Origin of the sequence: Poriferisphaera corsica (assembly GCF_007747445.1) — a bacterium.
GTDB lineage: Bacteria > Planctomycetota > Phycisphaerae > Phycisphaerales > Phycisphaeraceae > Poriferisphaera > Poriferisphaera corsica.
This window is the reverse complement of sequence record NZ_CP036425.1, coordinates 3,382,985-3,396,918: the sequence shown is the minus strand read 5'-3', so window position 1 is coordinate 3,396,918 and position 13,934 is coordinate 3,382,985. Positions and strand designations below refer to the sequence as shown.

At 48.5% G+C, this 13,934-nt stretch carries 7 protein-coding genes; 2 read left to right on the top strand and 5 right to left on the bottom strand.

Annotated features, from left to right (window positions below; genetic code table 11):
- Positions 1–424: 424 nt before the first annotated feature.
- Both ftsY and KS4_RS13925 read left to right on the top strand, forming a co-directional pair.
- Positions 425–1,351 (top strand): signal recognition particle-docking protein FtsY, encoded by a 927-nt coding sequence (gene ftsY / locus KS4_RS13930; protein WP_145079343.1) that lies wholly within the window; start codon positions 425–427, stop codon positions 1,349–1,351.
- A gap of 189 nt (positions 1,352–1,540) precedes the next feature.
- The gene (locus tag KS4_RS13925) at positions 1,541–2,272 is read left to right on the top strand and encodes a hypothetical protein (protein ID WP_145079340.1); all 732 of its coding nucleotides are present in this window, start codon (positions 1,541–1,543) and stop codon (positions 2,270–2,272) included.
- A gap of 81 nt (positions 2,273–2,353) precedes the next feature.
- Here KS4_RS13925 and dtd read toward each other — a convergent pair whose 3' ends face one another.
- The 5 genes from dtd to KS4_RS13900 all read right to left on the bottom strand — a co-directional run bounded on the left by dtd (position 2,354) and on the right by KS4_RS13900 (position 13,901).
- The gene (gene dtd / locus KS4_RS13920; RefSeq protein WP_145079338.1) at positions 2,354–2,809 is read right to left on the bottom strand and encodes a D-aminoacyl-tRNA deacylase; all 456 of its coding nucleotides are present in this window, start codon (positions 2,807–2,809) and stop codon (positions 2,354–2,356) included.
- Between the two features lie 142 nt (positions 2,810–2,951).
- Complete coding sequence (locus KS4_RS13915; RefSeq protein WP_145079335.1) at positions 2,952–5,009, bottom strand: PEP-CTERM sorting domain-containing protein; 2,058 nt, start codon at positions 5,007–5,009, stop codon at positions 2,952–2,954.
- A gap of 353 nt (positions 5,010–5,362) precedes the next feature.
- Complete coding sequence (locus KS4_RS13910) at positions 5,363–9,235, bottom strand: beta strand repeat-containing protein (protein WP_145079332.1); 3,873 nt, start codon at positions 9,233–9,235, stop codon at positions 5,363–5,365.
- A 269-nt stretch (positions 9,236–9,504) separates the two neighbouring features.
- Positions 9,505–11,307: a VWA domain-containing protein gene (locus tag KS4_RS13905; RefSeq protein WP_145079329.1), complete on the bottom strand. Its 1,803-nt coding sequence runs from the start codon at positions 11,305–11,307 to the stop codon at positions 9,505–9,507.
- On the bottom strand, positions 11,304–13,901 hold the full coding sequence (locus tag KS4_RS13900) for a tetratricopeptide repeat protein (protein WP_200761277.1): 2,598 nt from the start codon (positions 13,899–13,901) through the stop codon (positions 11,304–11,306). Before KS4_RS13900 ends, KS4_RS13905 begins: the two co-directional genes overlap by 4 nt.
- Positions 13,902–13,934: the final 33 nt, after the last annotated feature.

Below are 13,934 nucleotides of genomic sequence, written 5' to 3'. Positions count from 1 at the left end.
AACGACCCGAAAACTATCGGTTTTGCCTCATTTATGGCCAAAAATGACCCAAAAAGACTCGAAAATGGCTCGTTTCGCATCAAAAATTCTGGATAACCACCCTCATCGCGCACATTAGGCGCAAAAAACCGCCCGAATTCAGCCACCTCATGAACTCAACCCGGCTTCTGGCCCGTATAACCGTGTTCTATAAATGGAATTAAGCATTACCGATCGAAAATTAAACAATAACGCGCAACTGGACTTTCTGAAATCAGCCATTTTCAAACCCTTTAAAATCTGATTTCCAGTATTTTTGTGCGCGCCGGGCCTCCCAAATCCCATCCCGCTCAAACATGCCCACACCCGCCCAACCTGCTATCATGGCTCACCAAGCGACTTAACATTCAACACCCCAAACCCCCAACCCAACGGTCAAACCAGCATGGGATTATTTAAATCCGTATTCACCAAAATCAAAGACGGCCTCTCCAAAACCCGTGAGGCAGGCCCCACCGCGCAATTGCGCAATATCCTTGTCGGCAAGGCACTTTCCGCTGAACTTATCCGTGAAATCGAAAAACTCCTCATCCAAGCCGACGTCGGCGTCAAAACCGCTATCGAACTCCGTAAGGACATCCAAGCCGGCTGGGAGCGCTCAGAAATCACCACAGGCACCGACGCGTGGGAATTCCTTAAATCCCAGCTCATCGCTTATTTCCCCGATGAAGATCGGCAGATCCATTTCGCTGAATCCGGCCCAACAGTCATTCTTGTTGCCGGCATCAACGGTGCAGGCAAAACCACCTCCATTGCTAAGATCACCAAATCACTCCGAGATGAAGGCAAAACTGTTCTGCTCGCTGCCTGTGACACATTCCGCGCTGCTGCTGTTGAACAACTCGAAATCTGGTCCGACCGTCTCGGTGTTGAAGTCGTAAAAGGTAAGCAGGGCGGGGATCCCGCTGCCGTTGCATTTGATGCAGCCGACGCCGCTGTTGCTCGTGGTGTTGACTGTTTGGTGATCGATACCGCAGGCCGTTTGCACACACAAGAACACCTGATGCGCCAACTCACGAAAATCAAAAACGTCGTCGGCAAAAAAATTCCGGGAGCGCCGCATGAAACGATTCTTGTGATCGATGCGACCACAGGTCAAAACGGAATCAACCAAGCGAAAATTTTCACGCAAGCATCCGATGTGTCTGGCATCTTCCTCTCGAAACTCGACGGCTCCGCTCGCGGTGGTATCGTGATTGCGATTCGTGAGGAACTGAATTTACCGGTGAAGTTTATTGGTGTGGGCGAGACGCCGGATGATGTGCAACCGTTCGATCCACCGTCATTTGTCGAAGCCATGTTTGTTGAGTGATTGTCTTCATTGCTCAACATTAAATAGAATTATTTCATTGGCAGCATCACAACAGATACTGCCAATTTTTTATGCGCATTCTCGACTGTAACCCCGATTGTTATCGCGGGTATCTCCTGTTATGAGTGTTTAATGTTCACGTTAGAATGCGTGCGAATATTCATGTCATTATCTCGATAGGAGGAGATTATGAGACATATCAGATATGTGTTGTACCATTGCTTTGCATTGGTTTTATGTTGTAGTGCTACGCCTGTGAATGCGATATACATTGATTATGACGCATCGGTGATGCCGAACAATCATACGGATCCGTTTTCATATGTTGAATTTAGTAGTACAAGTGGGAGCGTAAGTGGTGGCGAACTTACATTAACGACAGCGCCGGCTGAAGGAATATGGTTTGGTAAATATAACCATCCTAGTTTTGCTGTACCTTGGAATTTGGCTCCGAGTAGTGATGGTAATTATTTAAGTGTGACCGCAAAACTCGCGCCGTTGGCGACGGAATGGAGTATGTATTTTTATGATGGTGCGCATTTTGCTGGGCTTGGGTTGATTGACAATCATACGATTGAAATTACAAAATATCATACGCCCACAGGGAATCTTGAAACGCAGCTTATTGCGGTTGATACGACAGAATATCATCAGTACGAACTGTTGTTGAAGGATGGATTGGTGACGTATCGATTAGATGGTTCGACGGTTTTATATCATGGGGATGCGTATCCTACGACGTTCAGTAATACCCTGGTGATCGGTGATGGCTCAGGTTCAATGATCTCAGGAACAGGGTCGATGATGATTGATCATGTTGTATTTCAGACATCGCCAGACTTTATGATTGTACCGGAACCTGCGTTGTTTTCTGTTTTACTTTGCGTTGGTTCGTTATTGCTTGTTCAACGCCGTGTCTAAAATACTTCAATGTGAAGTTTCAATAAAAAAACGGTGCGATTATGCACCGTTTTTTTATTGTTATGGAAGGTGGTGGATTGCTTAAAACCCGAATTGTTCAGAGTCAAGGATGATGGTGACGGGGCCGTCGTTGTGGATGTCGACATCCATGTGTGCGCCGAAGATACCGCCCTGAACGTTTTTGATGCCGAGTGTTTTAAGTTTATCCATGAAGTAGTCGCAGAGTGGAGAGGCTTCATCGGGTTTGCCGGCATTGGTGAAGTTGGGCCGGCGCCCTTTCTTGCAGTCGGCGAATAGGGTGAACTGCGAGACAACGAGCGCTTCGCCGTTGATATCGAGGAGGGAGAGATCGAACTTGCCGTCGTCGTTATTGAAGATTCGGAGGTTTATGATCTTGTCCGCCATTTTGTCAGCGGTTTGCTTTGTGTCGGCGTGTCCGATACCGAGAAGGATGACGTAGCCGCGGGATATTTGACCGACGATTTGGTTTTCGACGGTAACGGAACCTTTGGAAACTCGCTGTAAGACGACGCGCATGTGTTAAAACTCCTGTTGCGATGTGAGGTACTCAATATTGTTGCAGGGGCAGGGCAGGGGAGCAAATAGAAAGCTGGGATAAAAGAAAAGGACCAAGGCGAATGCCTTGATCCTTTGTGTGGTTAGGTGATATGTGTTGTGTTTATGCGATACGTTTACGACGGAAGCAGAGTAAGCCGGCGGAGCCGAGGAGGAAGAGTGAAGATGGTTCTGGGATTGCACGGAGTGTTAGTGCGGAATACGAGTCATTTGCATTTAAGTTCATATTTGCAGTAACTATATTTAAATCTAGGTCATTGACTATGGTATCACCATTAAAATCTCCTTCTGTCCAAACACCTGCGACAGGGTAAGGTTCACTCATTTTCGTTTGGACAATTTGAAGGTCGGTCATATCCACGACATTATCGAGATTAGCATCGCCTAACAGAGTAACTCTTGCAATAATATCTTCATTACCATAGTGATTGTATAATACTGCCAAACCTAGTTCGTCAGATATTATAGTACCATAAATAATATCGAACATGCCATCAATATTATTTCCTTGAATGAGGTCGCCATCAACAAGTGTGTATTGATCATTTATTGCACATTCGTTTACAGAAAATTCCTTATCTAATATTAAGCGGCCGGCTATTCTAGTACTCTTAGTTACATTTAAAGCGATATCTTGGTTAGGGTCATATAGGTTGAAAGAAAGCCCGCCTTCATTCATAATTCTCAAATTTTGCGTTTGAAAGTTAGAATTAGCACGAAGTATGCCACCGTCAATCTCGGTATGTACAAAAGAATTTCGTGAACTGGTTGCAGTATTTGCAAGATTAAGAGTCCATAGTTCTGGATCTGAGTATTTTTCATCGTATACATGTAATGTCTCAATGTTGTGTAAATCATAATTCATTGATCCAGAGCCTAGGAGGTGGAGTATATCACCTCGCGTTGTACCTTTGTCATTTCCTAGATCAATGTCGCCTATGATGTTTGCGCCTGTATTTAGAACGATGTAATCATTGTCGTTACCGTATGATTGAATGGCATAAGCAGTATTATTTGCATTAGAACTATTTGAAATGGCTTTGATTGTCCCGCTAATGTTGTCAATTTGTAATGATTTGGCGTATATGCCATAAGCAGAGTTATTGCTTGCAGTAGTTTGAATAATGCCTGTGATGTTTTTCGCGTAAAAATTATTGTTTGCATAAGCACCATATGCTTGTTTATTTCCAGATTGTGCGCTAATAGTGCCCGAAAAAATTCCATTGATGTTGATGTTACCACCGTAAATACCATGTGCTTTATCACCACCCAGCGCATTGATTGTGCCCGAGATGCCATTGGCGATGCTCATGTTGTTGCCTGCATAAATCCCACATGCGTCTGTATCGCCATCAGATGTGATCTGGCTAGTTAATTGATTTCCGATATCTACGTTGCCGGAGGCGTGAATGCTGTATGCACTGCTATGGTCAGATTCGGTAAATATTGATCCAGAAAAATTGTTTCCAACAGTAAAGTTGGATTGGCTGTAGAAACTTTTACTAAAGCCGTAGCCTTTGGTAGAGATTGTGGCGAGTAAATCATTGTTAATTGTGATGTTTCCCGAATTATTCGGGTCACTGTTGCTAGATTTCAAAGCTCTAACGCTGTAAGCGTAACCGAAGAAGTTAAGCAACTCATAATTACCAATAAAGTCTTGGTCGAATGTGATGTTGCCACCTGCATTTCGTATTAAACCCACTTCACGATTTTTGATTGGTACAGAATTTGGTTGAAATCTGACGTGAAACATTTCTGCGGATTTATTGCCGAATTGAGTTTTTATAGTGAGATTTGGGGTGTGATGTTCATTGTTGCCAAAGTTTAGGGCGTAGAAAGGAAGGCCTGATTTAATTTGTGTTTGAAGATATGTATTGCCGGTGCAAGTAATCGTATTATTGCCAGCCCCATTGCCGCTGTTGGTCATCCAATACATACTGTTTGAATCTATGAACACGCGATTTGATACGTTGGCTATCTGGCCATGAACCCTGACTGAATCGTATGGGAAAACGCCCTTTGTCTTATCTCCAGTATCTGCTGATGTGTAAGTCCAATTGCCATATGAACCTTGGAAATAGCCAAATGCCAGAGTACTCGTATTCATTGAACACAATACAGCTAATCCGAGACGGCAGAAATAGTGATATTTACGATGCATTTGTTTGCCCCATATTTATGGATTTGGTATTGAAAAATATCCTTGAAAACCTTGGTAAGGCGATGTGCTAAGGCGAAAATGATAGGTGTTATCGGACGTGATTGTAAGTATTGAGATTATTCTATGTAAAGGAAATTGTGTAATTAATGATAAGGCTAGCCTGTTGTGTTGATAATTAGGACATATGTTTTCGTTGTTGAAAGTAGTAAAACTTCTTAACAAGAGCATTGATGATGCGCAGTACAACGTTCCTAGCTCTTTTGGTGTAGTGACAAGTGAGTCATAGGGATAAATTAAAAGGATCAAGGCTGATGCCTTGATCCTTTGAGATGATTGTGTTTTGAGATTGCGTACTATGCGGATTGTTTACGACGAATGAGAAGTATGCCGGCGGAGCCGAGGAGGAGGAGTGAAGAAGGTTCTGGGATTGCGCTAAGTGCGGTAGCGGCGCCGTTTGGATTGTAGACGATGTTGGTTGCGTCTACACCGTAGTTGGCAGTCACGATATTCATATCGACATCGTTGATGATCCCGTCGCCATTGAAGTCGCCGTTGACCCAGGTTTGGGTGGTAGTGGCTCCAGTGTTTGCTTGGACAAGATTGACGTCTGCCATGTCAACGACGTTATCGAGATTGGCATCGCCGAGGATTGAGAAGCGGGCGATGAGATCGTTGCCGCTGAAGTGATTGTAGAGTACAGCCAAGCCGGTGGTTTCAGTGACCATTGCGTTTTCAATGGTATCGAAGATGCCGGAGAGGTTGCTGCCGTTGATGAGTTTGAATGAGTCGCCGAGATCGTAATCTGTTACGGTTTGAGTGAGTTCAAGCGCGAGGCTGCCGTCGAGTGATGTGTTTTGTGTGACAGTGATGGCGATATCGTCGGTAGGGTTGGTGAGTGCGAAGGAGAGACCGCCGTCGTTTGCGATTGTTAGGTTTTGTGTTGTCATGTTGGCGTTTGAAGCAAGTTTGCCGTGGTTGACGTTCACATCAACAAACTTGTTGCGGGTCGATGTTTCCGAATTTTCTAGGTTGAGTTTCCAAGTATGATTTGTACTCGTTAAAGAACCTTGATTGATGTTGATGGTTTCGACGCCGTACAGGTCATCATTATATTGGCCATACCCTTTGAAATTGATTGTATCGCGTGAGCCGGTGCCGTTGTGATTGCCAAGGTGGATGTCACCGTAAACATCGACGCCATAGTTGATATTAACGGTTTCGTTGTGGTTGTAAGAGGAGGCGGTGTGGATTGCGTAGGCTTGGCCGTTGCTTGCAGATGCATTGACTTCATTGTCAACAATAAGATTATCAAAATAACCTGCTTTGATTGCGTAGACGCTTTGGGTGCCTACTGCATGAATTTCACCACTTAATCTTCCTAAGGTGAGCTTCTGGCCTGCACTAATTGCTTCAACGGATCCTTGCGATGTAATGATTAAATCACCTTCAATTCCACCATTTACCAAGAGATCACCATAGGTGGATAGTCCTCTCGCTGCAGTGTTTGAGTTAACAATAATTTCGCCATCTATAACACTGTGAACTGATAGTGATTGATTACCATGTAGTCCATAAGCGTATGCGCCATTTGTGCTGGTAGTTTGAATATTCTCGGAGACTTCGCCGTGAATATTCAGATTGCCCTTGCTATAAACAGCGCCTGTATAGTAGCCACTAGATTGCGTTGTGATTTCGGAACGTAAATCGCCTTGAATTGTAAGATCCGAATCAGCGTAGATGCCGTATGCATTAGTTGTGCCGCTGGTTGCCGTAATTGAACCTAGTACTGACTGATTGAAAAGAAGTTCGTTGCCGGCATAGAACCCGTATGCATGAGCGGCTCCAGATTTGGACGTGATGGTGCCCATGTACTTTCCATTAATATTCAGGTCGCCGTCAGCGGAAATTGCGTAAGATTTTTCACTGCCTGCATCGGTATTGATCGTGCCTGTGATGTTGCCGTTGATGTTGATGTCACGTTCGGCGCGGATGCCGTAGGCTTGTTTACCGCCTGTGCGGACGTCGATGTTACCGGAGAAGGGGCCGTGGATTGTGACGTTGCCGACGTTGAAGCTATTGCTGGTTTGATCTTCGGCGTTGATGCCATAGGCGTTCACCGTGCTGGCTAGTCGAGTGGTGTATTGTTCTTCGGTTTCACTTTCCTTTTTGGTGTTGACGTAGATGTTGCCGGTGATGCCGTTGGCGACGGTTGAGCCGATGGTGATGTCACCGTTGGTCGTGTAGAGACCGCTGGTTTTATCGCCGGCACTGTTGGCGGTGATGCTGCCTGTGATGCCTTTTTTAATGTTGATGTGTTGACCAGCGCGGAAGCCGTGTGTGTCGGCTGATCCGGAAGTGTTGATTGAGCCGCCATATTCACCGTCGACGATGATGTCGATGCCGGATGAGAGGGCGTGGGCGGAGCCGCCTGATTCGATGAGGAAGTCACTGGTGAGGTCGCCGCCGATTGAGATGCTGCCGGTGTTGTTGGTCATGATGCCGCGCATCTCGCCGCCGCCACCTTTGGAGGTGATGTCGCCTGAGACGTTGCCAGCAATTGAGATGCCTTTGCCGCCGTAGAGGCTGCGGCTGCGGTGGCCGTTGGTGCTGGTGGTGACGATATTACCGGTGACGTCGCCGCCGATAGTGAGGATGTCGGATGCGTATAGGCCGCTGGTGTTGTGGCTTTGAGATGTGGTTGTGATGTTGGCAGATAGGTTTTGATTGATGTTGATGTCGGAACCGGAATAAACGCTGTGTGTTGCTTGTCCGCCACTGGTGGTTGAGATGGTTCCGCCTAGCGAACCTTGCACATTGATGTCGCCGGATTTGGTATAGAAAGCGGAAGCGTTACTGCCTGCCGCGCTGACCGTGGTTTGGCCGGTATGGCTGCCATCGATGGTGATATCGTTTAACGCGTAGAGGCCGTAGGCTTCGTTGTTATTTGAGCTTGCGTTGAGCTTACCGGAAAGGTCGCCGACGATGTGGATGTTTCGGTCGGCGATCATGCCATAGGCTTGTTTACCGCCGGAACGTACATCGATATCGCCTGAGACATTGCCATAGATTGTGATATTGCCAACATTGAAGCTGTTGCTGGTTTGGTCTTGCGCGTTAATGCCATAGGAATATGATGTTGTACCAAAACGAGCGGCATAGTCTTCGTCGGATTCGTAGTTACCTTGCACGTTTGTATGTATGTAACCGCGGATACCTTCAGGGGTAGCGGCAGAGCCGATGGTGATATCACCGTTGTCTACATAAAGACCGCCTGTATGGTTGCCTGCACTGTTAGATATGACTTCTGCGTTCATGCCCTCGTTAATTTTAAGATAACGATTTGCTCTGATCCCAACGACCTGTGAAGAACCTCTTGTATTTATGAGAGCAGCTAATTGGGCATCTAATGTGAAATCGTTGCCTGCATGTATTGAGTATGCTGAACCATTCGTTGAGGTTACTTCTGCAAATCCCACGAAATGACCACCGATATAGATATCTTGTAATGAGTACATGCCTTTGTTGGCGGCGTATCCTGTGACGGCGAAACCACTACCTATATAGCCGTCGATTGTGATGCCGTCCTTGCCATATAGGGCGTAATTGTATGCGCCAGATGGGCTTTCGATTGAGATTGTTCCATCGAAATTACCATTCATGATCAGTTCTTTGTTCGAATAGATACCATTAATGTAGTATCCGTTACCGGCGACATGTATGCCTGCGTCATAATCGTTGTTGAAGATGACATCGTTTGTTGAATAGACTCCATACGCATTGCTAGAAGTTGAATTGACGTACCAACTACCTTTTGCGTTGCTGAACTCTAGGTTACCTATTTCATTACTGATAAGTTTTGTGCCGCTATTTGATGATTCAACAACAATTTTGCCATTGATATTGTTTGTTGCTTTTTTGTCAGCGGCAGTGTTGTATTTGATCGCGGTAAAGTTCTTTTTACTGGTGCTGATTGATGTCGTGCCAGTGTATGTGAGGTGTGTGTTATTGGTGTATGAATTATTAAGCCAGAAGTTTTTATCTGGTATGGCTAGGCTGGGGTTGCCAGATATTAAACCTTCTATTGTTAGGTAGGCATTTGGGGTATCGAGATAGTGGGTATCGTTGCTATTGTCGTAAGTCCAGTTAATGTTGTTGGTTGTTTTAAACCCTGCGTACGCGCCTTGTGTTAGGGCTAAGGTACAGAATGCAGTGAGCAAAGTTTGCATGTTAAAATGCCGTGATTTAATCACAGTGAGACTCCTTTGAAATGAAAGTTTATATCTGCCCCGTCAGCAGAATCATGTTCTATGCGTCGAAGTAAATTGGCTCAAAGTTAATATAGGCGAACTTGAATTGTAGATCATAAAGCAGAAATGTTAATGCTTTTTTGACGGGGTAGCCTGTTGTGTTGATAAGCAAATAGATAGCATCTAATCGATAAATAGTCATCGATGTTAGCAGCCTATTAATGATTGCCTTTTTGGAGGGGTGGAAACTAGTAGACAGTCTTCATTTTGAAGCGGTTGCGGAGTTTGTTGATCTGGAGTTTGAGGTCGTTGGTCATGCCTTGGCGGAGGATTTCAGAGTAGAGATGGTGGAGCTTCCAGAAGGCCCAGTCGTAGGCGATTTGTCCTTCGCCATAGCGAGCGTTGCGGAGGTCGCGGTTGAGTGTGAAATCAACGGGTTGGCCGTTGTTGTAGCCGAGGACTTGGATGGTGAAGTTGTCTGGTTTGGCGAAGCGGCCAAGGATTGAGAATCGCTCGTTTTGATGGATGTTTGCGAGGTTGATGGGGTAGACTTCGGAGACGGACTTGCCGGCAACGTTGACTTTGAGGTCTTTGATGATGGGGAAGCGGAGGCGTGAGGTGAGGTCGAGTACGGTGTCCATGGTGAGGCCGCGTTGCTCGACGAAGAGGCAGTAGCCTTTGTTGCGATAGGCGAGGAAGTTGAGCAGTTCGCGGTTTTGTTTGTTGCCAATGCCTATGCAGTAGATAGATGCGTTGAGGTCATTGTCCTTGGTGATGAGGTTGATGAGTTTGCGGGTGTCCATGACACCTCGGGTTGGCATGCCATCGGAGACGAGGACGATGTTATAGACGCGGTCGGGTTCGGTGTCACGGGCGAGCATTTGGCTGAGCGCTGCGTTGACATCGGTTGCGCCTTTGGATTCGGTTTTCCAGAGGAATTTTTCTGCACGTTCGATGTTTTGGGGCGTGGCGTCGACTGTGCCGGTACGTGAGAAGAAGCGGATGCGTTCGTTGAAGAGAACGATATTGAAGCGGTCGCCGGGGTTCATCATGCGGAGTGAGGGCTTGATGCCACGCATGACCTGGTTGACCCATTCTTGGTCTATTGAGGATGAGGTGTCGACGAGGAAGACGAGGTCTTTCTTCATCGTGGGGAGTTTTTTGAGTGTGCGAAGAGCTGAGACTTCGACTTGGAAGTATGATTTTTCGTTTTTGCCATCGTAGCGGGTGAGGAGGTAATCGAAGTCGGTGTCGAGCGCTTTGGCGTTTTGGAAGATGGCGAGTTCGTTGGGGTCGTCGATCTCGAAGGGAGCTTCGATGAGCATATCGATGGGGATGTCGGTTGCGTTTGAGGAGCGATCGGAGAATGAGTCTGCGACGGAATCAATGGCGGTGTTGCGTTCGGCGGTGACTTGTTTTGCAGGGCCGATACGTTTGTAACCGGTGTTGTCGCCGATGCCGCCGTTGCCGGGCCCGATGCCAAGTGCGCCGTCGCCGGAGATGGAGGAGAGCATGGATTGTGCGTATGACTGCGAGGATTGTGTATTGATATCTTCGGCGCCGAATTGGGTGTCTTCGATATCGGTGAAGCCAGCATCGGCGATGAGTTGATCGTTGATTTCTAATACATCATTAGGAAGTTCGAAGGTGGGTAGTTCGATGGGTTGCTCGTCGATGCGGAGGTTGTCATCGTCGGGGGTGCGGAGCTGCATGTCGAGCTGTTCGATGGTTTCGTTGATTTTGATTTGCGCGTTGTCGAGGAGTTCTTGGCCTTGCGAGGAGAGGTCGGTTGGCGCGTCGTTTAGGCCGGGGTTGTTGGATTGACCGCCAGCGGTGTAGTCGTCGATGAGTTTGTCGAAGGATGCGCGTTTGATGCGGACGGGGCCGTTGACGGAGTTGAGGAGTGCGGGGTCGACGAAGCCGAGTGGGCTGTCGAAGTAGTAGAGCGCTGCGCCGAGGTGAAGTGTGAGTGTGGCGATGATGCCGATGATGAGTGCGAGTGCGGGTAGGCGTGTGAGGAGTGATGGGTTGTAGGGTTTGTGTTTTCTCATCGTAGTGCCCCCAGTCGACCTGTGAGAAGTTGGACTCTAGCGGCGAGGTATGGGTCGGATGTGTTTGCAATTCTTGCGGTGAAGACTTGCGCGTCGCCGAGCTTGCCGAGGCGTTCGGCGAGGAGCGCTTTGGCGTAGGTTGCGTATTCAGATTCGGGATATTTTTCAGCGACTTCAGATAGTAATTCGCGTTCGCCGTCTGGGTTTTCGAGCATCCTGACGACGGAAGCGAGTTCGATGTAGCCTTGTTGTGGGAGTGGATTGAGTTCTTGATATGGGTAGAGAAGAACCATGCGTTTGAGGAGTTTTTCGGCTTCACGGCGGGCATCGCGTGCTGAGACGGGTTGGTCGTCGAGGAGTCTTTGTTGGGCGATTTTACGCCAAATGCGTGCGGATTCGAGGAGTGATTTAGCGGCGATGTGTGAGGCTTCGCTGGAGCGTAGATCTTTGAGTTCAGAGAGTGCTTTTTCCCATTGGCCTTGTTCGGCGGTGACAACGGCAAGATCAATTTGTGCGTCGAGGTCATAGCCTTTGCCGAGTGCGATGACGTAGGCGAAGGAGTCTTTGGCTTCGTTGAGTTCGCCGGCGTCTTGGTGGATTTGCCCACGCATGTAGAGGGCACGGGCCATGGCGCCTCCAGAGATTTGTGATTGGTCTGATTCGCCAGAGGTGATTAGGAGATTGAGGTAGCTGAGTGCGCGTTCGCGTTTGTTGGTGTCTTGTCGTGCGGCATCTTGGAGTTCTTCAGCAAGGAATAGGAGCTCATCTTCCTGAAGAGAATCTTTGCCTGTGAGAGATTCGATGGAAGCGAGTGTTTGGGTGGCGGCGTCGGTTTCTTCGAGTTGCCGGTAGTAGACGCCGAGGAGTCGCAGGGCATTGGTGCGGAGTTCTGTAGGGAGCGTTTCGAAGCTGGAAGCTTTTTTGAGTGGTTCGATGGCTTCGGTTTTTTGGCCAGTGCTCATGAGAAGGAGGCCGCGGTAGTATGTGCCGTAGGTTCGGTAGGCGTGCAGCGGATGGTTAGACTCGAGATTGTTGAGTGTGTTGATGGCGTCTTGGAGTTTGCTGAGTTTGATTTGAGCGAGCATGAGGCGGAACATGGCTTCTTGCTCAATGGCGGGTTCGAGGGTCATGGCGGGGGTGGTGTCGTCGGTGAAGCGGAGGTCGAGCATGGATTGAGTGACGGCTTCGGCTTCGGCGTAGTCTTCGAGTTGATAACGCAGGTCAACGTATTTGAGGGCGGCTCGCATGACGGCGGGGTTGTCGAGGCTGCCGGCTTGGACGTAGCGTTTGTAGTCGGCGGAGGCGGCATCGAGTTCGTTGTTGGTTTCGTAGAGGCGAGCGCGACGAAGGACGGCTTGATGGTAGTAGGGGTTGGTGTCGCCCTTATCGATCATTTCGGTCAGTTTGGCGGCACCTGCGGCGGCGTCGCCTTGCTCGGCTTCAGCGACGGCGATGAGGTACATGGCATCGGTGAGTAGGTCGGAGTCTTTGTAGGAGGCTTTGAGTTTGGCGACGGTCGTTTTCATTTCGCCGAGCCAACCGAGTTCGAATTGACTGACGGCAAGTCGGTAGAGGACTTTTTCTTCCATGATGCCTTTGCCGACGAGGGTGAGGGCATGGTCGAGAAGTTGGACGGCTTGCTCGTGATGGTCGGCGGCGGCGGAGGATGCGCCTGCGACATAGTAGGCTTCACCGAGGTCTGCTTCGGAGAGCAGGTCTTTGGTGGATTCTAGTTTTTTAAGTACGAGTTCGTATCGTCCTGCGGCGTGGTGAGACCAGAGCATGCCGAGAACGGATGGGCCGAACTGGTCGGAGGTTTGGTGTTCTTTGAGTACGAGATCGTAGAAGCCGACAGCTTGGTCGTAGTTACCGATGCGGTAGGAGAGGTCGCCGGCCATGCGTGCGGCTTCGGCTTCGTATTCCATTGAGTTGAGCGCGAGTGATTGTTCGAGTGTGGTAATTGCTTCGGGGGTTTGGTCGAGTTTCACGAGGACACGTGAGAGCTCGATCATGGCGCGGACTTGAACTTTAGATTCGAGGTTGGCGCATTGGCGGAGTGCTTCGGCTGCGGCCTGCATGTTGCCGGCGCCGCGGTAGGCGCGGCCTTTGAGGTAGAGGGCAGCTGCGGCTGCGCCGGGTTTTAGTTTTGCGACATTGACTTTTTCGAGTGTGGCGAGTGCATCGTCATACCACTTTTGATCGAGCATGACTTGGCCTTTGAGGAGATTGACGGCGCCTTCTGGGACAAGTTTTGTCGTTTCGATGCGTGAGAGTACGCGTGCGGCTTCGGCGGATTTACCTTCGTGTTGGAAGAGGACGGCGCGGTAGTACATGGCGTCGCCGAGTTTGTCGCCTTGGGGGAATTCGTCGATGTATTGGTCAAATGCTTCTTCGGCGAGATCGGTTTCGCCGCGTTGCATGAGTTTATAGGCGAAGCGGAATTGTTGTAGTTCGGCACTGCTTTGCGCATGGAGTAGGGCAGGGGTTGCGAAGAGTGTTGCGGAGAGGCAGGTTGCGATGAGAGAGGTGCGCAAAATGGTTCGTAGCCTGTAACAGAAGTTAGCGGCAGAGCGCTCACGGTGAGAACCGCTCATCATTGTTATCCCAGGTTGTGTGCTTCGATTATT

Bases quoted from the DNA above. Each gene is read 5' to 3' on its own strand.
- ftsY (WP_145079343.1), top strand. From the start codon at position 425: ATGGGATTATTTAAATCCGTATTCACCAAAATCAAAGACGGCCTCTCC.
- KS4_RS13925 (WP_145079340.1), top strand. From the start codon at position 1,541: ATGAGACATATCAGATATGTGTTGTACCATTGCTTTGCATTGGTTTTA.
- dtd (WP_145079338.1), bottom strand. From the start codon at position 2,809: ATGCGCGTCGTCTTACAGCGAGTTTCCAAAGGTTCCGTTACCGTCGAA.
- KS4_RS13915 (WP_145079335.1), bottom strand. From the start codon at position 5,009: ATGCATCGTAAATATCACTATTTCTGCCGTCTCGGATTAGCTGTATTG.
- KS4_RS13910 (WP_145079332.1), bottom strand. From the start codon at position 9,235: ATGCAAACTTTGCTCACTGCATTCTGTACCTTAGCCCTAACACAAGGC.
- KS4_RS13905 (WP_145079329.1), bottom strand. From the start codon at position 11,307: ATGAGAAAACACAAACCCTACAACCCATCACTCCTCACACGCCTACCC.
- KS4_RS13900 (WP_200761277.1), bottom strand. From the start codon at position 13,901: ATGAGCGGTTCTCACCGTGAGCGCTCTGCCGCTAACTTCTGTTACAGG.